The organism is Corynebacterium sp. HMSC08F01, assembly GCF_001807545.1.
Taxonomy (GTDB): Bacteria; Actinomycetota; Actinomycetes; order Mycobacteriales; family Mycobacteriaceae; genus Corynebacterium; species Corynebacterium coyleae.
Map to the genome: position 1 here is coordinate 19,511 of NZ_KV789299.1, position 20,612 is coordinate 40,122.

A 20,612-nucleotide genomic window follows, 5' to 3' on the forward strand; every position below is an offset into this window, starting at 1 on the left:
GTTTCGCAGAGCCGGTGCTCCCGTGTTCCGCGTATTTGGTACCGGGAAACTCGGGGGGCAAGTCGCGACTTCGTTATCGCCACCGCCACAGCCGCCAGCGCCCTACAACAGCCGGGTTTCACGTGAAACATTCGGCAGCACCGGTCGAGGGGTTCACGCGCCAAACGTTCGCGGGCCTCGTCGACACTGAATGCTCCAGGCCCCTGAATGTCGCTGAAGGCCCCTAAAGGCCTCTGGCAGCCTGAACATACTCGCCCTTTTCCCATACTTCACCTGCGAATTTCTGTTTCCAACTATGGTCAGAGGTATCCGCTGGTTGTTCCTTCGAAGAGAGGTAAAAGGATGCACTCCATCGATTCCAACGCGTGTGTATTGGCCCTGTCTCCGGACCAAGAGCCGCGCCTTCATGTGGAAAGCGGCGACGAGGTTACGGTTCGTACCCTTGACTGCTTCTCCAACACGATTACCGACGAGTCCCAGTTGTTCAGCACCGTCGGCTGGGACAAGGTCAACCCAGCCACCGGCCCAATCGCGGTCAAGGGAGCACGCCCTGGCGACACACTGAAGGTGGAGATCCTCAGCATCGAGGTCGGCGAGCAGGCCACCATGACTACCCACCCTGATTTCGGTGCATTGCCCGGCACGGTGGAGGAGCGCACCCGCATCGTCCCGATCCGCGATGGCAAGGCGCAGTTTTCTGACGACATCACCATCCCCATCCGCCCAATGATCGGCGTCATCGGCACCGCACCGGCATCCGAGTCGGTACCCACCGGTGAGCCGCGCCAGCACGGCGGCAACATGGACACGAAGGAGATCGTCGCCGGCTCCACCCTGTACCTGCCAGTGGAGGTCGACGGCGCGAACCTTAGCCTTGGCGACGTCCACGCCGTCATGGGCGATGGCGAAGTCGCAGTCTGTGGCGCCGAGATCGAGGCCGAGGTGAAGATCCGCGTCACGGTGCTCGAAGGCCGCCCGCTGCCGCTGCCGTTCTTGGATTCCGGCGACGCGGTCTACGCCATCTCCTCCGAGATCGAACTGATGGACGCCGTCAAGGAGTCCACCCGCATGATGCGCGATTGGCTCGTGAACGCATCCAGCCTCGACGCCACCGACGCCCTCATGTTGCTGTCCCTGGTTGGCGACACCCAGATCAGCCAGATCGTCGACCCCCGCATGACCGCTCGCTTCCGCCTGCCCAAAACGATCCTCAAGCAGTGCGGTGTGGAACTGCCGTAGCTAACGGGCAATTCACCATTGCGCATCTGCTTTAGGCGTAGTGAACCCCTTCGGGGGAGTGACGGTAAACCCGAGGTTCCTGAGCGCCTCTGCAGCAGCTTCGGGATGATCTCGGGTTGCCGCAGAAGCCTGTTTAGAAAGCCATACTCGGCGTCGTTCCTGTAGTGCAGGTTCCCATCCTGGCCTCCCGCGGAATCCACATTCGCTGATCACAAAATAGAGGAAGTCCTCAAGCGACGGACGAAAACGCTTTCCTCCCACAGGTAAGTGCAATTCATCTAGGCGGCCCTTCTTCCTCGGGTTGCCTGATTTGTCCTGAAAGTTCTGCATTAACGCTGGACTGAGCAACCCTGCGACCCCTGAGTAGTGGATATGCGCACAGGGCGCGCTGGTGTAGTCACGCTCAAACTCGAAACGTATGCCCGGCGACGTAGCAACCCGCAGTTCGAATTTGCTGCTCTTTACGGCTAGGAACTTCTCCGACGAATCGGTTGACAGTTCGTAATTGATAATCACGTGAAAGAGTTGACTGTAGTCTTCCCTGCGCACTGAGCCCTCAGGTTGTCCAGCACCGTGAACGAGAGGAGCCTTGAAATCACCCACCACGATATTCTTGTCGATGTTTAGCTTGGCTTTCGCCTGTAAATCCGCTCTGCATGCCAGCGGCAACGCCTCAAGTAACGTGTCTCTTACGTCGCCGAGAAACCGCCCTGCCGCATCATGCACTCCCAAAACGACCCTCACCGAGCAGTAAGAGAACTGTCTGCAGCTCGTCGTACACGGTCCGCTCATCCTCGCTCAACATGCCGGCATTCGCCAGCACCTTGAGGTCTTGAAATTCAGCATGGGGAAGGCGAGTGGTGGCCCTTAGAGATGCCAAACACTCTCGCTTCCTTTCAAGAAGCTCTTCACTATTGGTGACAGTGATTTCCAATGGCAACTTTCTCGCCTCCGTCTGCTTCTTTCGTAACCAGCAGTTTTATTAACCGACAGTTTAATAGGTGCCGAGAATCTTCAGCACAAAATTAGCACACCTGTTCGCATGGCCGCTCGCTTCCGCCTGCCCAAAACGATCCTCAAGCAGTGTGGCGTGGAACTGCCGTAACCGCACCTCACAACCGCAAAACCACGCTATCTACCTGCATGTTTAGCAGTATTTTGCACTAAGACTAGACAAGCCATTTACACATGATCTATATTTGAGCCGGAGCCCCGCCCACGGTTACACCCCCCCGAGAACCGGCTGAGCACTCACCCACCCCCCCCATTTAGAGTGCGAGAGGCGCGGGCTCCCTTTGGGGGACATAGTCCCCACCCAGGGCCTTCGGGTCCTTTGCAGCGGCCCATGCCCCCCATTGGCCGCTGCATAAATTTTTAAACTCCACTAATCCGCCGAGACCGGCACGGTCAACCAGGCGGAAGCAGCAACGACGACTGCTTCGGTGCCGCGGTCGAGTGTGGGCTGGAGATCAGGTGCGAACGCCGGGTTGTGGTTGCCCACAGCCTTGCTCATGTCCGCGAAGCCGCCCAGGCCCCAGTAGGTGTAGGGGACACCGAGCGCGTCGGGGATGATGGAGAAGTCCTCGGAGGCGGGGACGGGGTCGAGGTCGCAGGATTCGTCGCCAAAGTATGCGTCGAAGGCTTCGCGGACGGTGTCGGTGGCGTCCCCGTCGTTGTCGGTGAGTGGGTAGCGGTCGTAGTAGGTGAACTCGGGTTCCTTTGGGCTGCGGGCGGCGACGCATTCGGCGCGCACAATGCGCTCGATGGCTTCCTTGAGGTGCTCGCTGACCTCGCTGCTGTATGCGCGGGTGTTGATGAGCAGTTCGGCGGAGTCCGTTATGATGTTGGACTTCGTGCCCGCGTGGATCGCACCGACGGTCACCACCGCGGTTTCCTTGGCCGCCACTTCGCGCGAGACGATGGTTTGCAGTCGCATCACGATGCTGGAGGCAAGCACGACCGGGTCCACGCCCAATTCCGGCATCGACCCGTGGGAGCCTTTGCCGTGCACCGTGACCTTCACCGAGAACGCAGACGACAGCACCGGTCCGCGTCGCGTGCCCACGTGTCCACCGGGCAGGCTGGCTAGCACGTGCTGGCCGAGGTACACGTCGGGCCGTGGCATTGCCTGTTCCACTCCGGCCTCGAGCATCGCACGGGCACCTTCAGCGGTCTCCTCAGCGGGCTGGAAGACGCCGATAAAGGTGCCGGACCACTGGTCCTTGTGAGCGTTGAACGCCTGCAGCGCGGTGAGCAGCGACATCAGGTGGAAATCGTGACCACATGAGTGGGCGACGGGGACCTCCGCGCCGGTCTTAACGTCAACCTGCGTGGCCGTGGAGGCATAGTCCTTGCCAGAGGCTTCCTTGACCGGCAGCGCATCAATGTCTGCGCGCATGGCCACGACTGGGCCCTCGCCATTATCGACGACCGCCACCACCCCTGTTTCCCCCACCCGGGTTACCCGGATACCTGAGGATTCCAGTTCCTTTACGATCCGCTCCGCGGTCGCATGCTCCTGCATGGACAGCTCGGGGTGTTGGTGGAAGTGCTTGTACAGCGCTTCGCGTTCGGTTCCGGTTGACATGAGGTCACCCAAAATCTTCTTGACCTTGCCAATTTCGACAGACATACCTTCACGGTACGCCTACCTACCTACTAGGTCGTGGCATAAGGAAACCCGCCACTGCGTGTTCTCAGTGGCGGGTTTGCGCTTCGAATTTCTCCGCGCCTAAGCATAAACACGGACCTAATAAAGGAAAAGCCCTAACTGTGTTTTGTGACGACTGTCACCTCAAAATTTCTTAGAATGACGAACTACCGCCACCAGCGGAAAAGCCCGACGAGGACACGCCGCCACTAAAGCCACTCGAGGAGGACGACGACGCCGCCTCCGCCGCCTGTACGTTCGCCGCGTGCCACGAGTGCATGTGCACGTATGGGACGTACCCGCCGTACCAGAACCCAGTCTCGTACACCGCCGGTGCCCGCAGCTTTTGCTTCTCCTTCACGTCGCTGAACTGCTTCTTCTTCACCTGGTCCAAGATCACGCGGTAATCGCCGAGCACGCGCACGAAGTCATCGAGGAAGGTGGGGGAGTTCGGGTTTGCGTCAAGCGCCTCGATCCGCCCCATCAGCAGGTCGAGTTCCCGCTTCAGCTCCTTGCCCTTCACCTCACTGCGCGCCCGCAGCACGTCCTCGCGGATCTTGGTCAGGTCAGCCCGGCGCGCTGCGGCGTCGCCATGCTCGACGGCGAAAAGCCTGTCGATGTTTTCCTCCGCCTTAGACACGTGCTTGACGGATTCGGCCGCGTCCGCCAACTGCCTGCGGTGCTCGTACACGTCCTTGTCGTCGGCCATGTTGATCGCGTTCAGCCCCGCCGCGCCGTGCACCAACTCGTTCATGCTCAGGAAGCGGTCGCGGACTTCCGCCCACTGGCGGCGCAGGGTTTCGTCGGCAAACGCAGACGTCAGCGAGTTCGCCCGCACGTCCACCTCGTCCAACCGTCCTGCCAGGCGGGTGTATTCGCTGGTCACGGTGTCGTAGTCCTTGCGCGCCTGGGCGACTGCTTTTCGACGACGCCCCCGCACCGCCAACAACCCACCCCCACTAGCGCCTGCCACACCGGTACCAAGAACGCCAAGCCCGATGGTCGCGCCGATCTGGTCATCAGTCGCGTCGTCCACCTGCTTCTGGGCGAGTGCCTCGGCGTTCATGGCCTGGTTCGCGGTACGGAACAGCCCGGCCGGGATGTTGCCGTCCTTCACGCCGGGTTTCATGGCGTCGAGGAGATCGGCGAGGTGGGATTTGTCGTCAAGCATGAGCTCGCGAGTCACATCCTCGCCGCCGTACACAAATGCCCGCCGCGGGTCGAGGCCTACGCCGACGATGAGCGCGCCGTCCGCAAGGTGGCCGTTCTCGCGCTTCGACTGATCGACAAGGTCCGGGTACTGGGTGCGCAGGATTTCCTCAACGTCGTCGAGGACGTTGTCGTGGTTCGTTTTGAACACCATGTAGTGGAAATCCGTGACCACCTCAGGCGCATCAATGCGCGCAGTGTCACGCTCGAGACGGGCGCGGTCGTCGGGGGAGAGGACCTGCTGCGGGTCGTCGATAATCGCATTCGGCGCGCCATGCGTTTGCATCATGACCTGCGAAATCTCCGGCACATCCACCATGTTGTAGCCGACGGCGGCGCCACCGAAACCCACCAACGCCGTGACGCCAAGAACCGCTGCAGTCTCACTCAAATTCGCCATGGAAAAAATTTTAGCGACGAAGTAACACACATCGCTTGGCGAGCGATGTTAGGTTTACACGTGTCAGAGCCCTGGCATGTTTAACCGATCACATTGAGGAGAACCCCATGAAGCGCATCGCTACCGCAGCAGCCGCTGCAACCCTGTCCCTGTCCCTCGTTGCCGGCCCGGCTTTCGCTGCCGACGCTCCGGCTCAGAACCCGGGCAAGGACGGTTCCTCCATCACCCAGCAGGACGGCGACAAGGCCGGCGAGACCAAGGTCGGCTCCTCCGAGCGCTTCAAGCAGTGCAAGAAGGACGAGAAGCCCGTCGAGGTCAAGGACAGCAACGCTAAGGCTGAGGACACCAAGGCTAAGGAAACCAAGTCCACCGGCGACTGCATCCAGGAGCTCATCAAGGACGACAACTACAAGGCCGACATCCTCGGCCTCCTGATCGGCGTCCCGGTTGCCCTCGTCGCACTGCTCGGCGCAGCTGCTGCCTTCTCCGGCGCTATCCCGGGCCTGCAGCTCCCGGCTCTCCCGTTCTAAGTCACACTTAGACGCGGTACTTTGACCCGGCTCCCCTGGTGGGAGACCGGGTCTTTTGTTGTTTTGGCGATGCACTGAATGTAACGACCAGACCGCGTTGCGCGATCTCCCAACCAAGCGTTAGCTTCCGCAACGCAGAACCAACGATCGAAGGAGAAGGCTATGAAGCGCATCGCAACTGCCGCTGTCGCAGCAACTGTGTCCCTGACCGCAATCGCAACCCCAGCCATCGCCGCTGAAACGGGTTCCTCTCAGTACTACAAGGACTGCAAGGTGGATGCCGACCGGTTCTTCAACAACAAGGGCAAGATCGAGGACAAGACGGACAACGGAATCGTCAAGGGTGGAATGGATGAGATCCAAAAGGCTAAGTTCGGCGAGAACAACAGCTCCACCGCTACCGGTGTCTGCGTAAAGAAGCTCGTTAATAACGACGAGTACAAGTCCGGAGCTCTCGCCCTCCTGATCGGCGTCCCGGTCGCCCTCGTCGCACTGCTCGGCGCAGCCGCGGCCTTCTCCGGCGCCATCCCGGGTGTCCAGCTCCCGGCACTGCCGTTCTAAGTCGGCGCGCTTAGACGCAGAGTTTAAGACCCAGTTCCCCCAGTTGGGGCTGGGTCTTTTTAACGTCGTGAAAGTTTTTTGTCGATTTGCCTGCGGAATGCCCTTGACACACGTTTAATACCTTCTACACACCAAATCTCAAGGAGAAAAACATGAAGCGCATCGCTACCGCCGCTGTCGCGGCAACCCTGTCCCTGACCGCAGTCGCAACCCCAGCCATCGCCGCTGAAGAGAAGCTTGGCTCTTCCAAGGCATACCAGAAGTGCGTCGAAGGTATTGAGCAGGCCTGGAAGTGGGTTGAAGATGCTCCAACCGCAGCTGAGAAGGCAGAGCGCAAGAAAGCGGTTGAGGACAGCCTCAAGAAGGAAAAGATCAACAGCTCCACCCCGTCTGGCGTCTGCATCAAGGCAGGAGTTCAGGATGACGACTACAAGGCTGGTTTCCTTGGTGTCCTGATCGGCGTTCCAGTCGCTCTCGTCGCACTGCTCGGCGCAGCCGCTGCCTTCTCCGGTGCCATCCCGGGCGTTCAGCTCCCAGCACTGCCGTTCTAAGTCGGCGCGCTTAGGCGCTACAAATTCAACCCGGTCCCTAGATGGGGGGCCGGGTTTTGTGTTGCCATGTGGAACTTTCTTCGGTGTGCCGTCGTGGTCTCCTGGGGAAAGTGAATTATTTGGGTGCGGTGGGGGAAGAAAGTTCCCGAGAACAGCCGTTTTCACCGTCGCGTGACGGAGTGGGGACGCAAACGTCAGTGAAGAACACGAAACCTGTGTGATTTCTCCAACTCGCAACACAGATTCGGCCCGTACAAGTGAATGGCGACGGGCACGACGCCCGAGCGAATCAACTCGTGCGAATCAATTAGCGAAGGAGTAATCATGACCAACACTCGTATTGCAGCCGCCGCTACCGCTCTTGTTCTCGGCGCAACCGGACTGGCCGCCTGCAACGACTCCGAGGACACCACTGACTCCGTGACCACCCCAACCGACGGTGTGGTCTCCGACGTCAGCGACGCCGTCACCACCGGTGGCGCCACCGCAGGTGACACGGGCAGCACGGGTGGCACGGACGCCACCGGCGATGCGGTCGTCTCCGATACGGCTGTTGTCTCCAAGGACCCGCTGGCGCCGAGCGACGCGGTCATTTCCGACGAGGTAGTGACCAACTCCATCCCAGCTGACGGTGCAGCAGGTGGCGCTGCCGACGATGCAGCTGGCAGCGCAGCCACCGCACCGACCAACTAAGCCAATACCGGCAGCGGGTAAGTCCCGCTAGAACGGTTCAGACACCGCCCGGCTAATCACTACTGCGTCAGGCTCGATCCGCTCACGCAGTTGGAGCTCGGCGGTGTTGTTGCTGTCTGAGGTGAGCACCCACCCCGCCCAGGCGTCCTTGCCGGGGGAGAAGATGCCGTCGCCTTTGCCGATGATGTTCAGGGTGGCGTCGCGAAGCCAGAGCGGGCCGACAAGATCAGCATGTTCGGTTCCCTCGAGTGGGGCGACGAAGGGTTGGTAGGCGACGGCGTTGAGGGCGGCAAGGGTGTCGTCGAAAAGCTGCTGCGCCACCGCCATGTGTTGCGAGGCACCGAGATAGACGATGGTGGTGAGGGAGAGGGGGCCGGTGGGCTCGTCGCGAAGCGTGAGGTCCGACAGGCCGCCGAGTGCCGCCGCGAACCGCGTGGGGCCGCCCATATCCTCGAAAAAGAAGTAGTCAAGCGCCTCGTCGCGGTTCGTGGTGGAGAAGTCCACGAGCGCGTTGAGCTCGTAGAGCTGGAGGTCCTCCGGCGCGGCGAGGTTGTCGTACGCGGCTTGGCAGCGGAGATCCCAAAGCACGTACTCGTCCTCGATGGGGTGGGGGTGCGGCGACACCGCCGCAATCTCGACGCCGCTGGCCCGGATGCGGTTCAGATAGAGCTGATACGCGCCGTCGAGGTCCGGCTCGTGCGCCACGAAATGAGTGGTGACGATCTCGAAGGACATGCGAATGACACTACGCCATTGGGGGTGTCGGGCGATGTTTCACGTGAAACGGTGTGCTTAGTTGGGGAGGCGATACTTTCGCTTGCGGCTTGTGGGTGGGGCAGTGGGAACAATTTCACCCACATCCACCATGTTGCGGAGTCTTGGGCGCAGGGTATTGACACTCACGTCAAGGTGCTCCGCGATGTCGCGTGCTGCTGCCTCTCCAACTTGGGACAGGTAGGCGATAAGTTTGTTGTCCGTTTCATCGAGTTCGATGCCGCTGCTTGAAAGAACAAACGAATCCCGCGTGTGGCCCGGACCGAGCAGCCCGCGTGTGACGAGATCACTCAACAGACTGCGTGCATCGTCACTATCAAGCCCAATGTGCTTACGGAGCTCCTTCACGGACACAGCACCCAAACCCTTGGCAATCGCCAGCGCGATCTGTTCCTCTCGAGTGCTGTCGGGCGCGACCGACTTCAGCCATGCCGACATTTCAGGATCGAGGATCCCGAACCTGTAGAGGATGACGGTGAACTCCCCAATCCGGGCATCGAATACCGGCTGGGGCAGGCCATAGCCTTCCATCCCTTGCTTCATTCGTTGAATGCCGCTTCCCTGGTTTTCAGCCACGCGCATCGAGCCTGAAGGCGTTGGAAGGTTGCTCAGCAAGTTCGCGAGCGAAGGGTTCCTGCTTACCGACCTGTTCTCGTCGATATTGTCTTCGGTGCGATCTCCCCACAGTCCGCCGGGACTGTTTACCTCGACCCGGTCCGGGTACACATCAACCTGCACTTGCCGCCCCTGAACCTGCGGACTGTAGTCACGGTGCATCGCGGCATTCACAATCGCTTCACGCAGAGCAATCTCTGGAATCTCAGGTTCGTCGACCATATTCGACCCAACTTCCACAGTACGAACCCGGAGATTGCGCACGACAGCTTTAATCGCATCCTCGACCGCCAGTGGAAGCGGACCGTCGCAGTGAGCCCGATCAAGGAAGCGTGTCTCAGACGTCGACTTCTCCGTCGTCGGGTGCACTGCGACATCGATGAAGAGCTGCGGGAAGAACTGCTGCGGATAGCTGCCCAATGCCAACGCGCCCGCAAGGGTTGGCACGCCCTCTGCATCAAGCACATGCAGTCGCTCCAGAACCTCTGCATCGGTTCTTGTTCCCACCCGGATCCGGGATCCCCTCTTCTCCAAAGATTGGATCAGCCCGTTCCACGTCTGGCCATCCAGGTCATCGAGGTTCGCCCCAGGAACAGGCAGCAACTCCGAGGAATCTGGCGTGTAGAGATTCATGAGCTGGAAGATCTCGTAGCTGGAAAGCCTCTGATCGCCATCCAGTACTCGCTTGTACGCGCCATCCCGGAGTCCTTGCGAGGTCACGTAACACGGCATCTGCTTTCCGAGGCGCTCATCGGTACGCATCGGCCGCACCTCAACCAAGATCACCGGCGAACCCTGGTATTCATCGAGTTCGACGACAGTCTCGGGTATCGGCGTCACCGGAGGCTTCTGTTGGTCGACCCTCAAAGCACTGATGAGTCGATCATTCATCGCACGAGAGTCAAAATCAGTGGCTGGCTGGAACGTACCGGTCGACTGATCTTCCTCAATGCCAAGGACGATCAGGCCACCCTTCGTATTTGCAAAGGCGCTCACTGCTTTCCAAAAGGCTGTATCCAACTTCCCCGTACCGGATTTCGCCTCAATCCAGTGATCATCATTCCGCTGGCGCCGCAGCCTGGCCATGATGTCATCCATCCGCTCACTCATGCTCTCACTGTACTCACTTTTTACAGTGAGGGCATCACTCAATACAGTGAGGACCCATTTTCACCTCTCTTTTTACAGTGAGGGCGTCACTTCATACAGTGAGGAGCCATCTCGATACAGTGAGCACCTGATGTTTCACGTGAAACACCTCGAAGAGCAACAAGGCAAAAGAAAACCGCCCCGAAGGGCGGTCGTCTCAACAGAAGGGGACTAGCGGGTGGCTTCCTCCGGGGTGGTGACGGTGTCGTCGTCAAGCGAATCGTTCTTGATCTTGCCCGCAGCGAACTTGTTCACGATCAGGGCGATCGCGCCGTCGCCGGTGACGTTGGCGGCGGTGCCGAAGGAGTCGACGACGATGTAGGACGCGATCATGAGCGAGACCATGGACTCGTCGAAACCGAGGTTGGACTGCAGCAGACCGACAGCGGCCATGATGGCGCCACCCGGCACGCCCGGCGCGGCGATCATCATGATGCCCAGCAGGAGGATGAATCCGATGACCTGGCCGGCGGAAATATCCAGGTTGGCCATGAACACGATGGAGAGCGCGTAGAGGGTGATCTTCATCATCGAGCCGGACAGGTGAATCGTCGCGCAGAGCGGGACCACGAAGCCGGCGACGTCCTCGTCAACCTTGTTCTTCAGGGTGGACTTGTAGGTGACCGGGATGGTCGCGGCGGAGGACGAGGTGCCCAGTGCGGTGAAGTATGCCGGCAGCATGTTCTTCAGCGCCTTGAACGGGTTCACGCCAGCGACGGTGCCTGCGACCAGGTACTGCAGCAGGACGATCACAACAGTCATCACGACGGAGAGCAGGAGGACCACGCCCATGGCCGCCATGGTGTCGCCGAAGTTCTCGTTCATGCCCAGGTTGAGGAAGGTGCCGAAGATGAACAGCGGCAGCAGCGGGATGACGAAGGTGACCACGACCTTGAGCACGATGTCGTTGAGCTCGCCGAGCACCTTGAACAGGTTGTCGGACTTCACTGCCGTCATGGACAGGCCGACGACGAAGGCGAGGAGCAGCGCGGACATGACTTCCAGTGGTGGCGGCATTTCAACGCTGAAGTAAGGGGAGAGGCCGCCGGCATCGGGGTCGGCGACATCGGTGATGAGGGTCTTGCCGTCCAGAAGCCTCGGGTACAGCGTGGACGCGGTGAACCACGCGATCAGGCCGGAGATGAACGTGGAGCCGTATGCGACACCGGCGGTGACGCCGAGCCACTTGCCGGCGCCCTGGCCCAGACCCGCGATGGCGGGTGCGATGAGGGCGAAGATAAGGACCGGGACGAAGAAGCCGAGGAAGTTAGAGAACAGCCCGTTGAACGTGACAAAGACGCGGGCAAGCCAGTCCGGGAAGAAGAAGCTGCAGGCGAAGCCCAAGGCAATCGCTACAACCACCCAGAACAGCAATGAGTGGAGGATTTTCTTTTGCATGGGCCTAGCGTAGCCCGTATTTATGCAATCTACTGTATTTTGATCATATTTTTTTGCAGGTGAGCGTCCGGTCGTATGCTTAGTGGCTATGAGTCCGTTCGCGAACATGAGCTCCCTTAACGTTGTCCTCGGCATTATCTTCTCGTTGCTAACGCTTGCGCTGTTCATCCCCGGTGCGCTCGCCTCCGCGGGCAAGTTGCCCGGCAACAAGTGGATCGGCCTCCACGTGCCGGCCGTACGCAAGGACGAAGGCATTTGGAACCAGGCGCATAAGGTAGCGGGTCCGTTCTGGGTGCTGGCCGCGTTGGCGCTCGCGTTCGGCGCGGCATTTTCGTTCATCGCTTCCGGCTGGATGTGGGTCATGCCGGCGATCGCGGCGGTGGCGGCGGTGATTTCGGCGTCCGTGGGCGGCAACTTCGGTGCGCGCGCCGCAACGTTGGTGGAGCACGCGCGTGAGCAGGCGCCTGCGCAAGAAGAGGAGAAGCCCGCGGTGAACCTTGATGCTTTGCGACGAGCCGCCGACCACGCCGACAACAACGAATAAAATGAGCCCGCGAAGCCGGATCCTCGGCTACACTTCCTTTTTGTGACGTACATGACTTCCCAAACATGGTGGTGGCTCGCCTAACTGGCGCGCCACCTAGCGAAGTCACGGCCCGCCAGCTTGTCCCCCAAGCGCCGCGGGCCCTTTTTTATCCCTCGGTGCAAGCAAGAACAGAACCGAGGATCACATGAAATTCACCCGTCAAGAGGTGCGCTACCACGAGGATGTGGCAAGCCTCTTCGCCCACATCGGCGGCCTCGACGCAACCGATACGGTGCTGCTCGAGTCCGCTGACATCACGACACGTTCGGGGTTGCAGTCGTTGGCGGTGCTGAGGTCGTCGATACGCATTACTTGCTCCGGCAACCACGTGACGCTCACACCGCTGACGCCGTCGGGCGAGGTCATTGCGAACGAGATCGGGCTGGAGCACGAGTTTCCGCGCGTTGATGTGGAGGACGAGCGCGAGCGCCTCACCGCCGCGTCCACGATGGATGTACTGCGCAAACTGACCGCTACCGAGGGCAATGAGGACTTTCCACTGCTCGCGGGCGGTTTTGCGTTCGATTACCTGGAGACGTTCGAGCGCCTGCCCGAGGTCGCGGACGGCGACAACACCTACCCGGATTACGAGTTCGTGCTCGCGGAGGTCGTGCTGCGCGTCAACCACGAGACCGGCACGGCGTACCTCGCCGGGGTTGATGCTGCAGGTGACGGCATTGATCTCACCGAGATCGCAGCACTTATCGACGACGCCCCCGCACCCACCGACCCAACCACCCTCACCGGCACCCTAGTCGCCGAGGCGGACATGCCGGACGAGGAGTTCCGCGGGGTAGTGGAGCAGCTGCAGGGCAACATTTACAACGGCGACATCTACCAAGTCGTGCCGGCGCGCAGCTTCACCGCCGACTGCGACGACGCCTTCGGTGCGTACCGCCGCCTGCGTGCCGCGAACCCCTCGCCGTACATGTTCTACATCCGCGGCGAGGGCTACGAACTGTTCGGCGCATCGCCGGAGTCGAACCTGAAGTTCTCGCCGACCACCCGCCAGGTGCAGCTGTATCCCATTGCCGGCACGCGCCCGCGCGGGCTGAACCCGGACGGCACGGTCAATCACGAACTGGACACGCGCATGGAACTGCAGTTGCGCACCGACGCCAAAGAGGTTGCCGAGCACACCATGCTGGTGGACCTGGCCCGCAACGACATGGCGCGCGTGGCCGAGCCGCGCACCCGCAAGGTGCAAGACCTGCTGCAGGTGGATCGCTACTCGCGTGTGATGCACCTGGTCAGCCGGGTCACCGCCACGCTGGCTGCGGACCTCGACGCGCTTGACGCCTACCGCGCGTGCATGAACATGGGCACGCTCACCGGCGCACCGAAGCTGCGTGCGACCGAACTGCTGCGCTCCGTGGAGCGCAAGCGCCGCGGCTCCTACGGCGGGGCGGTGGGCTACTTGCGTGGCGACGGCGAATTCGACACCTGCATCGTCATCCGCTCCGCATTCGTGGCCAACGGCAAGGCCATCGTGCAGGCCGGCGCGGGCGTTGTGCGCGACTCCGTGCCTCAGTCCGAGGCTGACGAAACTCTGCACAAGGCCTACGCAGTCCTGCATGCACTCGCCGGTGGCCGCGACCTGGAGGTGAAGAAATGATCGTCCTGCTGGATAACCAAGACTCCTTCGTTTACAACCTGGTGGACGCGTTCGCGGACTACGACACCGTGGTTTACCGCAATACCGTTACCGCCGACACGGTGCTGAACGCCAACCCGGACCTCATCGTGCTTTCGCCCGGCCCGGGCTACCCGGCCGACGCCGGCTGCATGATGGAGGTCATCGAACGCGCCCAGGGACGGGTCCCGATTCTGGGCATCTGCCTGGGCTTTCAGGCTCTGGTGGAGCACTTTGGTGGGCGGGTTGAGCCGTGCGGGCCGGTGCATGGGTCGTCGCAAAGCATGGTGCTTACAGACGGCCGCCACGTCCCCGTCGCCCGCTACCACTCCCTCGGCGCCACCACCGCGCCACCCGGTATTACGCCGCTGGCGTGGACCGGCACGGAGATCGGCGACGTGATCATGGCCGCCGAAACCGACGACGGCATGTCCATCGGACTGCAGTTCCACCCCGAATCCATCCTTACCCCCTCTGGCCCGCAAATCCTGGACCACTGTGTGACGAAATTACTACAGAAAGGCCACGACAATGACTAGCCAACTCGAGATCTTCCGCCGCTTCATGGACAACCCCGAGCCCACCCTCGAGGAAGCCATCGAGGCATTTACCCCGCTGACCGTCGGCGACTACGACGACGTACACATCGCCGCACTGTTGGCCATGATCCGCACGCGCGGCGAAACTTTTGCCGACATCGCCGGTGCGGCCCGCGCGTTCCTTGCCGCCGGGCGTCCGTTCCCGGTGACGGGGGAGGGGATCATGGACACCGCCGGTACGGGTGGCGACGGCGCGAACACCATCAACATCACCACAGCCGCTTCGCTTACCGCAGCTGCCGGGGGCGTGAAGATGATCAAGTGCGGCAACCGCTCCGTGTCCTCCAAGTCCGGTTCGGCGGACGTGCTCGAGGCGCTGAACATCCCGCTGGACCTCGACCCGGACCGTGCTGTGCGCCAGTTCGAGTCCTCCAACTTCACGTTCCTGTTCGCCCCGGCGTACAACCCGGCGATCGCGTTCGTGCAGCAGGTCCGCAAGGCACTTGGCGTGTCCACGCTGTTTAACACGATGGGTCCGCTGCTCAGCCCGGCACGCCCGGAGTTCCAGATCATGGGCATCGCTAACCCGAAGTTGGGCCAGGTGATTGCGGAAACGATGCGTGAGCTGGACCGGAACCGTGCGCTCGTCGTCCATGGCGCGGGCACTGACGAGATCGCGGTCCACGGCGATACCGAGGTCTGGGAGCTCAAGGACGGCGAGATTACCCACTACACGGTCACGCCCGAGGAGCTCGGCGTCGAGCGCCACAGTCTGGAGGACCTGCGTGGCGGCAACGGTGCCGAGAACGCAGCCTTCATGCGCGCCACGTTCGCAGGGGAGGGTCCGGCCGCGCACCGCGACGCCGTCGCCGTGACTGCGGGTGCGATGTTCTACCTCTACGGCATTGCGGATTCGCTTGCCGCGGGTACCGAGCACGCGAAGCAGTTGATTGCAGACGGCACGGTGGCCGATTGGCTCGCCACCCACGAGGAGGCCGATTACAGTGGCTAAGATTTTGACCAATATCGTTGAGAACCGAAAACGTCACCTTGACGATATTCGCGCACGCGTCGCCCACGTTGATTTCGACACGTTACGCAATTCGGAGCGCTCTCTCTACGACTCCCTCGCGCGCCCCGGCACCGCATTCATCATGGAATGCAAGTCCGCATCACCCTCGCTCGGGCCAATTCGCGACGACTACAAGCCGGGGGAGATCGCGTCGGTCTATTCCCGCTACGCCGCTGGCATCTCCGTGTTGTGCGAGCCGGACTACTTCAACGGCGACTACGACCACCTGGCCACCGTCGCCGCCACGACGCATCTGCCGGTACTGTGCAAGGACTTCATCATCGACGAGGTCCAGATCTACGCCGCGCGCTACTTCAGCGCCGACGCGATCCTGCTCATGCTCTCCGTGCTGAACGACGAGGAGTACGCGCACCTGGCTTCCGTCGCCGAATCGCTCAATATGGACGTGCTCACCGAAGTGATCAACGAGGACGAAGCTCACCGCGCCATCAAGCTCGGCGCGAAGATCTTCGGCGTGAACCACCGCAATCTTCACGATCTCTCCATCGACCTCGACCGCTCCGCACGCCTCGCCGAGCTCGCTCCCGATGGGGCAGTGGTGGTCTCCGAGTCCGGCATCCGCGACTCCGCAACCGTGCGTCGCCTCGGCGGTCACTCCGATGCGTTCCTGGTTGGCAGCCAACTAACCTCCCAGCCGGACATCGACCGCGCCTGCCGCGAGCTCGTCTACGGCCCGAACAAGGTCTGCGGACTGCGCACCGGCTCCGCCGCCCAGGCCGCCAAGGCGTGCGGCGCGGTCTACGGCGGGCTCATTTTCGACGACGCCTCCCCGCGCAATGTTTCACGTGAAACAGCCACCGACATCATCGCCGCCGAGCCAGGCCTGGACTACGTCGCGGTGTCCCGCCGCACCTCGGGTTACGGCGAGCTCGTCCAGCCCGGCATCGCCGCTGTCCAGATCCACGCGCCGTACCAGGGCTCCGTGGAGGCGGAACTGGCGCTCATCGAATCCGTGCGCAAAGAGGTCGACGTCGAGGTCTGGCGTGCGGTCTCCATGACGCAGCCGGATAGCGAAAAGGTGGCCGAGGCGGTTGCTGGGGTCGTCGACAAGCTTGTGCTCGACGCCCACGACGGCGGCTCGGGGGAGCGCTTCGACTGGACGCGCGTGCCGGACGCCGTGAAGCAGAAGGCGTTCCTCGCGGGCGGCCTCAACCCCAACAACCTCACTGATGCGCTGCACGTCGGCTGCGCCGGCCTCGACCTGAACTCCGGCTTCGAAGACCCCAACGGCCACAAAGACGCGGGCGCGCTGCGACGCGGCTTCGACACAATTGGCAATTACCACGACTAAAGGACACCCCATGACTCTCCTCCCTGCGTACTACGGCGAATTCGGCGGACAGTTCGTCCCCGAATCCCTCCTGCCAGCACTCGACCAACTCGAGCAAGCCTTCGTCGACGCGTTTAACGACGAGGCCTTCATGGCCGAATACCGTTCCCTCCTGCGCGACTACCTCGGCCGCCCAACCCCGCTGACCGAATGCCGCAACCTGCCGATCGACGGCAATGCGCGCATCTTCCTCAAGCGTGAGGACCTCGTGCACGGCGGCGCCCACAAAACGAACCAGGTGATCGGTCAGGCGCTGCTGGCGAAGAAGATGGGCAAGACCCGCATCATCGCGGAGACCGGCGCCGGCCAACACGGCACTGCAACCGCGCTTGCCTGTGCGCTCCTCGGGCTCGACTGCGTGATCTACATGGGCAAGACCGACATGCAGCGCCAGGCACCGAACGTCTACCGCATGCGCCTGATGGGCGCGAAGGTCGTCGGCGTGGAATCCGGCGCGGGCACCCTCAAGGACGCGGTGAACGAGGCGCTTCGTGACTGGACCGCCACCTTCCACGAATCCCACTACCTCCTCGGCACGGCTGCTGGCCCGCACCCGTTCCCGAAGATCGTCAAGGAATTCCACCGCGTGATCTCCACCGAGGCCCGCGCCCAGATCCTCGAGCGCACCGGCGCCCTGCCGGACGTGGTCGTCGCCTGCGTCGGCGGCGGCTCCAACGCCATCGGCATGTTCGCCGACTTCATTGACGACGACACCGTCGAACTGGTCGGCGCCGAACCCGGCGGCGAAGGCTTCGGCCAAGGCAAGCACGGCGCCGCCATCGCCCAGGGCACCATCGGCATCCTGCACGGCACCCGCTCGTACCTCATGCGTGACGACGACGGCCAGGTTGAAGAGTCCTACTCCATCTCCGCCGGCCTGGACTACCCGGCCGTCGGCCCGGAGCACGCCTACCTCGCCCAGTCCGGCCGTGCGAAGTACGTGCCCGTCACCGACGAAGAGGCCCTCGACGCCTTCCAGGCCCTATCCCGCCACGAAGGCATCATCCCGGCGCTCGAGTCCTCGCACGCCCTTGCCTACGCGCTGAAGCGTGCCGCCGAGCACCCGGCCGACGCCGAGCCGCTGAACATTCTCGTCGCCCTGTCTGGCCGCGGCGACAAGGACATCGCACACGTGCGAGCAACCCTCGAGCAGAAGGAGAACAAGTAAATGTCGCGCTACGAGCAACTCTTTGCCAAGGGGGAGGGCGCGTTCGTCCCCTTCATCATGCTGTCCGACCCGAACCCGGACGACGCGGTGGAGATCATCTCCGCCATCGTCGAAGCAGGCGCCGACGCACTCGAGCTCGGCGTGCCGTTCTCCGACCCAGTCGCCGACGGCCCCGCCATCCAGGGCGCTCATGTCCGCGCTCTGCGTGGGGGAGCGACCGTGCAGCAGTCCCTCGACCAGGTGCGTACCATCCGCGAGCGCTACCCGGACCTGCCGATCGGCATGCTGATCTACGCCAACGTCGCCCACACGCGCGGCCTCGACCGCTTCTACACCGAGTTCAAGGAGGCCGGCGCCGATAGCGTGTTGCTTCCCGACGTCCCCGTGCGCGAGTCTGACCCCTTCACCGCCGCCGCCGAGCGCGCCGGCATCGACCCGATCTTCATCGCCCCGGCAAAGGCCTCCCGCGAGGTCCTCGAGGGCGTGGCCGCTAACTCCCGTGGCTACATTTACGCCATTTCTCGCGACGGCGTCACCGGCGCGGAGAATGAGGCGACGGTGGAGGGCCTGCGTGAGGTCGTCGATAATGTGCAGTCCTTCGGCGGCGCACCGGTGCTGCTCGGCTTCGGCATCTCCCGTCCCGAGCACGTGCGCGACGCGATCGCCGCTGGGGCCGCTGGCGCGATCACCGGGTCGGCGATTACGAACATTATTGATAAGTATGTCGTCGATAATCGCGTGGAAAACATGGACGGGCTGAAGCGGGAACTTTCCGACTACGTGGGCGCCATGAAGCAAGCTACGATCGCATCATGACCTGTTCACGTCGCATGTTCCTGCTCGGCACCGCCACTACCTTCGCCGGTGCCTTCCTGGCCGCCTGCGGGGAAGAGGCCCCCGAAGAAATTGCGAAGACCGACGTGCCGGTCGGCTCCGCGGTGATCCTGGACAAGTTCATCATCGCCCAGCCGTCCGCCGGCCAGTTCGTCGCATACTCGGCGGTGTGCCCGCACCAGCAGAAGAAGATCACCAAGGTGGAGGGCGAAACCGTCAAGTGTGTCGCCCACGGTTCCGTTTTCAACATCGCCACCGGCGCGCGTGTCTCCGGCCCGGCCGTGACCGGCCTGCGCGAAGTTGAGGTCATCGAAGCCGGCGACAAGGTCGAAGCTCAAAACCCGGCGAGCTAACCTGCTGGCCGTAGACTCGGCCACATGAAGAAGCTCGATCCTCTCCTCGTCGGCATCGTTGTTGCTGCGATCCTCGCCTTCGTCGTGCCGGCGCGCGGCGCGTTCGCGGACGGCTTTGGGGTGGCCGTCAAACTCGCGATCGCGCTGCTCTTTTTCCTCTACGGCGCACGCCTATCGACGCAAGAAGCCCTCCGGGGCCTCACCAACTGGCGCCTCCATGCCCTCATCCTCGCGTTTACCTTCGTGGCATACCCGCTGATCGGTCTGCTCGCGCGGCCCACCACCGGGTTCATCTCCGAGGACCTCTACCAGGGCCTACTCTTCATGACCCTCGTTCCGTCCACCGTCCAGTCCTCCGTGGCGCTGACCGGCATCGCACGCGGCAACGTGTCCGGTGCTGTTGTGGCGGCGTCGGTGTCGTCGTTGGTGGGTGTCGTCGCTACGCCATTGCTCGTGATGTGGCTGATGGGCGCAGGCGACGGCGTGCACATCGACACCACCGTGTTCACCGACATCGCCCTCCAACTCCTCCTGCCGTTCATGCTCGGCCAGCTGGCACACAAACGGCTGGGGGAGTTGGCTAAATCCAAGGCCACCAAGATCGTCGACCGCGGCTCCATCTGGATGGTCGTCTATTCCGCCTTTTCCAAGGGTGTCGTCTCCGGCGTGTGGTCGAACGTGACCGCGCTTGAGATCGTGCTGCTGATTGTGTTCTCCGTGGTGCTGGTCTTCGCCATGCTGTGGCTGACCCGCATCGTGCCGCAGGCGCTGCGGTTCCCGCGCGAGGACGTCGTCGCCGTGCAGATGTGTGGCACGCAGAAATCTCTTGCGACCGGCCTGCCGATGGCTACCGTCATCTTCGGCGGCGCCCAACTCGGCGTGCTTATTATTCCGCTAATGATCTATCACATGGCACAGTTGATGATCTGTTCCGCATATGTCTCCAGAAAGAGTTTCACGTGAAACATTACGTCCGCATCCACTACAACGTCCCCGAACTCGGCGGAGAGCTGCTGAATATCGCTGAGCTGGAGGAGGTGTCGTCGCAAAGCTGCACCATGCTCCGCATGATCGAACTCGACCCCGCCGAGACCATCACCGGCATCTACGTCGACGGCCGCGTCATCGGACAGGCCAACCAACCCATGGGCACCGTGCCACACCCGCGCACCTACGACGCGATGGAAGGCATCACCGCCCGACACCTCACCGCCGACGAATTCGAAGGCCTCTGGTCCGAAGCCCGAGCGAAGTTCCCGCACTAATCCACCCAGTTGCGAATTAGTTGGTGCGCCCCCACTTGTCCG

21 protein-coding genes are annotated in these 20,612 nt (G+C 62.2%); 15 read left to right on the forward strand and 6 right to left on the reverse strand.

What is annotated here, in order from left to right:
- The first annotated feature begins 342 nt into the window (after nucleotides 1-342).
- Complete coding sequence (locus HMPREF3171_RS04545; RefSeq protein ID WP_070483270.1) at nucleotides 343-1,239, forward strand: acetamidase/formamidase family protein; 897 nt, start codon at nucleotides 343-345, stop codon at nucleotides 1,237-1,239.
- Between the two features lie 12 nt (nucleotides 1,240-1,251).
- Here the strand turns inward: HMPREF3171_RS04545 and HMPREF3171_RS04550 are convergent, their stop codons facing one another.
- The 3 genes from HMPREF3171_RS04550 to HMPREF3171_RS04565 all read right to left on the reverse strand — a co-directional run bounded on the left by HMPREF3171_RS04550 (nucleotide 1,252) and on the right by HMPREF3171_RS04565 (nucleotide 5,498).
- Nucleotides 1,252-1,965 (reverse strand): hypothetical protein, encoded by a 714-nt coding sequence (locus HMPREF3171_RS04550; protein ID WP_070483272.1) that lies wholly within the window; start codon nucleotides 1,963-1,965, stop codon nucleotides 1,252-1,254.
- Between the two features lie 658 nt (nucleotides 1,966-2,623).
- Nucleotides 2,624-3,871: an amidohydrolase gene (locus HMPREF3171_RS04560; protein ID WP_070483274.1), complete on the reverse strand. Its 1,248-nt coding sequence runs from the start codon at nucleotides 3,869-3,871 to the stop codon at nucleotides 2,624-2,626.
- Between the two features lie 172 nt (nucleotides 3,872-4,043).
- Nucleotides 4,044-5,498, reverse strand: a complete 1,455-nt coding sequence (locus HMPREF3171_RS04565) for a hypothetical protein (protein WP_070483276.1) — start codon at nucleotides 5,496-5,498, stop codon at nucleotides 4,044-4,046.
- Between the two features lie 107 nt (nucleotides 5,499-5,605).
- Here HMPREF3171_RS04565 and HMPREF3171_RS04570 point away from each other — a divergent pair, with 107 nt between their 5' ends.
- The 4 genes from HMPREF3171_RS04570 to HMPREF3171_RS04585 all read left to right on the forward strand — a co-directional run bounded on the left by HMPREF3171_RS04570 (nucleotide 5,606) and on the right by HMPREF3171_RS04585 (nucleotide 7,833).
- Nucleotides 5,606-6,028 (forward strand): hypothetical protein, encoded by a 423-nt coding sequence (locus HMPREF3171_RS04570; RefSeq protein WP_070483278.1) that lies wholly within the window; start codon nucleotides 5,606-5,608, stop codon nucleotides 6,026-6,028.
- 162 nt (nucleotides 6,029-6,190) lie between these two features.
- The gene (locus HMPREF3171_RS04575; protein ID WP_070483282.1) at nucleotides 6,191-6,589 is read left to right on the forward strand and encodes a hypothetical protein; all 399 of its coding nucleotides are present in this window, start codon (nucleotides 6,191-6,193) and stop codon (nucleotides 6,587-6,589) included.
- A gap of 152 nt (nucleotides 6,590-6,741) precedes the next feature.
- The gene (locus tag HMPREF3171_RS04580) at nucleotides 6,742-7,140 is read left to right on the forward strand and encodes a hypothetical protein (protein WP_070483283.1); all 399 of its coding nucleotides are present in this window, start codon (nucleotides 6,742-6,744) and stop codon (nucleotides 7,138-7,140) included.
- A 324-nt stretch (nucleotides 7,141-7,464) separates the two neighbouring features.
- Nucleotides 7,465-7,833 (forward strand): hypothetical protein, encoded by a 369-nt coding sequence (locus HMPREF3171_RS04585; RefSeq protein WP_070483285.1) that lies wholly within the window; start codon nucleotides 7,465-7,467, stop codon nucleotides 7,831-7,833.
- Nucleotides 7,834-7,860: 27 nt separating this feature from the next.
- Here HMPREF3171_RS04585 and HMPREF3171_RS04590 read toward each other — a convergent pair whose 3' ends face one another.
- From HMPREF3171_RS04590 to HMPREF3171_RS04600, 3 genes are all read right to left on the reverse strand, one after another.
- Complete coding sequence (locus HMPREF3171_RS04590) at nucleotides 7,861-8,568, reverse strand: hypothetical protein (protein WP_070483287.1); 708 nt, start codon at nucleotides 8,566-8,568, stop codon at nucleotides 7,861-7,863.
- 57 nt (nucleotides 8,569-8,625) lie between these two features.
- Nucleotides 8,626-10,332, reverse strand: coding sequence for an ATP-binding protein (locus HMPREF3171_RS04595; RefSeq protein ID WP_070483378.1), 1,707 nt, complete (start codon nucleotides 10,330-10,332; stop codon nucleotides 8,626-8,628).
- A gap of 210 nt (nucleotides 10,333-10,542) precedes the next feature.
- A complete protein-coding gene (locus HMPREF3171_RS04600; RefSeq protein ID WP_070421885.1) occupies nucleotides 10,543-11,769 on the reverse strand; it encodes a dicarboxylate/amino acid:cation symporter in 1,227 nt (408 codons plus the stop codon).
- An 88-nt stretch (nucleotides 11,770-11,857) separates the two neighbouring features.
- Here HMPREF3171_RS04600 and HMPREF3171_RS04605 point away from each other — a divergent pair, with 88 nt between their 5' ends.
- From HMPREF3171_RS04605 to HMPREF3171_RS04650, 10 genes are all read left to right on the forward strand, one after another.
- A complete protein-coding gene (locus HMPREF3171_RS04605) occupies nucleotides 11,858-12,313 on the forward strand; it encodes an SdpI family protein (protein WP_224213302.1) in 456 nt (151 codons plus the stop codon).
- 187 nt (nucleotides 12,314-12,500) lie between these two features.
- Complete coding sequence (locus HMPREF3171_RS04610) at nucleotides 12,501-13,970, forward strand: anthranilate synthase component 1 (protein ID WP_070483288.1); 1,470 nt, start codon at nucleotides 12,501-12,503, stop codon at nucleotides 13,968-13,970.
- Nucleotides 13,967-14,527: a glutamine amidotransferase-related protein gene (locus tag HMPREF3171_RS04615; RefSeq protein ID WP_070449782.1), complete on the forward strand. Its 561-nt coding sequence runs from the start codon at nucleotides 13,967-13,969 to the stop codon at nucleotides 14,525-14,527. The genes HMPREF3171_RS04610 and HMPREF3171_RS04615 overlap by 4 nt, the downstream gene beginning before the upstream one ends.
- Nucleotides 14,520-15,539, forward strand: coding sequence for an anthranilate phosphoribosyltransferase (gene trpD, locus HMPREF3171_RS04620; protein WP_070483289.1), 1,020 nt, complete (start codon nucleotides 14,520-14,522; stop codon nucleotides 15,537-15,539). Before HMPREF3171_RS04615 ends, trpD begins: the two co-directional genes overlap by 8 nt.
- Nucleotides 15,526-16,911 carry a bifunctional indole-3-glycerol-phosphate synthase TrpC/phosphoribosylanthranilate isomerase TrpF gene (gene trpCF, locus HMPREF3171_RS04625; RefSeq protein WP_371327137.1) on the forward strand — a complete coding sequence of 462 codons (1,386 nt, stop codon included), beginning with the start codon at nucleotides 15,526-15,528 and terminating at the stop codon, nucleotides 16,909-16,911. The genes trpD and trpCF overlap by 14 nt, the downstream gene beginning before the upstream one ends.
- Before the next feature lie 10 nt (nucleotides 16,912-16,921).
- Entirely contained in the window at nucleotides 16,922-18,118 is a 1,197-nt protein-coding gene (gene trpB, locus HMPREF3171_RS04630) for a tryptophan synthase subunit beta (protein WP_070483293.1), read from the forward strand.
- Nucleotides 18,119-18,934, forward strand: a complete 816-nt coding sequence (trpA, locus tag HMPREF3171_RS04635; protein ID WP_070483295.1) for a tryptophan synthase subunit alpha — start codon at nucleotides 18,119-18,121, stop codon at nucleotides 18,932-18,934.
- Nucleotides 18,931-19,305 carry a Rieske (2Fe-2S) protein gene (locus tag HMPREF3171_RS04640; RefSeq protein WP_070815896.1) on the forward strand — a complete coding sequence of 125 codons (375 nt, stop codon included), beginning with the start codon at nucleotides 18,931-18,933 and terminating at the stop codon, nucleotides 19,303-19,305. The genes trpA and HMPREF3171_RS04640 overlap by 4 nt, the downstream gene beginning before the upstream one ends.
- A gap of 24 nt (nucleotides 19,306-19,329) precedes the next feature.
- Complete coding sequence (locus HMPREF3171_RS04645) at nucleotides 19,330-20,268, forward strand: bile acid:sodium symporter family protein (RefSeq protein ID WP_070483299.1); 939 nt, start codon at nucleotides 19,330-19,332, stop codon at nucleotides 20,266-20,268.
- Nucleotides 20,265-20,570 (forward strand): hypothetical protein, encoded by a 306-nt coding sequence (locus HMPREF3171_RS04650; protein WP_070421893.1) that lies wholly within the window; start codon nucleotides 20,265-20,267, stop codon nucleotides 20,568-20,570. The genes HMPREF3171_RS04645 and HMPREF3171_RS04650 overlap by 4 nt, the downstream gene beginning before the upstream one ends.
- The last annotated feature ends 42 nt before the right edge of the window (nucleotides 20,571-20,612 follow it).

Excerpts from the sequence above, each read along its gene's own strand:
- HMPREF3171_RS04545 (WP_070483270.1), top strand. The coding sequence starts at position 343 with ATGCACTCCATCGATTCCAACGCGTGTGTATTGGCCCTGTCTCCGGAC.
- HMPREF3171_RS04560 (WP_070483274.1), bottom strand. The coding sequence starts at position 3,871 with ATGTCTGTCGAAATTGGCAAGGTCAAGAAGATTTTGGGTGACCTCATG.
- HMPREF3171_RS04565 (WP_070483276.1), bottom strand. The coding sequence starts at position 5,498 with ATGGCGAATTTGAGTGAGACTGCAGCGGTTCTTGGCGTCACGGCGTTG.
- HMPREF3171_RS04570 (WP_070483278.1), top strand. The coding sequence starts at position 5,606 with ATGAAGCGCATCGCTACCGCAGCAGCCGCTGCAACCCTGTCCCTGTCC.
- HMPREF3171_RS04575 (WP_070483282.1), top strand. The coding sequence starts at position 6,191 with ATGAAGCGCATCGCAACTGCCGCTGTCGCAGCAACTGTGTCCCTGACC.
- HMPREF3171_RS04580 (WP_070483283.1), top strand. The coding sequence starts at position 6,742 with ATGAAGCGCATCGCTACCGCCGCTGTCGCGGCAACCCTGTCCCTGACC.
- HMPREF3171_RS04585 (WP_070483285.1), top strand. The coding sequence starts at position 7,465 with ATGACCAACACTCGTATTGCAGCCGCCGCTACCGCTCTTGTTCTCGGC.
- HMPREF3171_RS04590 (WP_070483287.1), bottom strand. The coding sequence starts at position 8,568 with ATGTCCTTCGAGATCGTCACCACTCATTTCGTGGCGCACGAGCCGGAC.
- HMPREF3171_RS04595 (WP_070483378.1), bottom strand. The coding sequence starts at position 10,332 with ATGAGTGAGCGGATGGATGACATCATGGCCAGGCTGCGGCGCCAGCGG.
- HMPREF3171_RS04600 (WP_070421885.1), bottom strand. The coding sequence starts at position 11,769 with ATGCAAAAGAAAATCCTCCACTCATTGCTGTTCTGGGTGGTTGTAGCG.
- HMPREF3171_RS04605 (WP_224213302.1), top strand. The coding sequence starts at position 11,858 with ATGAGTCCGTTCGCGAACATGAGCTCCCTTAACGTTGTCCTCGGCATT.
- HMPREF3171_RS04610 (WP_070483288.1), top strand. The coding sequence starts at position 12,501 with ATGAAATTCACCCGTCAAGAGGTGCGCTACCACGAGGATGTGGCAAGC.
- HMPREF3171_RS04615 (WP_070449782.1), top strand. The coding sequence starts at position 13,967 with ATGATCGTCCTGCTGGATAACCAAGACTCCTTCGTTTACAACCTGGTG.
- trpD (WP_070483289.1), top strand. The coding sequence starts at position 14,520 with ATGACTAGCCAACTCGAGATCTTCCGCCGCTTCATGGACAACCCCGAG.
- trpB (WP_070483293.1), top strand. The coding sequence starts at position 16,922 with ATGACTCTCCTCCCTGCGTACTACGGCGAATTCGGCGGACAGTTCGTC.
- trpA (WP_070483295.1), top strand. The coding sequence starts at position 18,119 with ATGTCGCGCTACGAGCAACTCTTTGCCAAGGGGGAGGGCGCGTTCGTC.
- HMPREF3171_RS04640 (WP_070815896.1), top strand. The coding sequence starts at position 18,931 with ATGACCTGTTCACGTCGCATGTTCCTGCTCGGCACCGCCACTACCTTC.
- HMPREF3171_RS04645 (WP_070483299.1), top strand. The coding sequence starts at position 19,330 with ATGAAGAAGCTCGATCCTCTCCTCGTCGGCATCGTTGTTGCTGCGATC.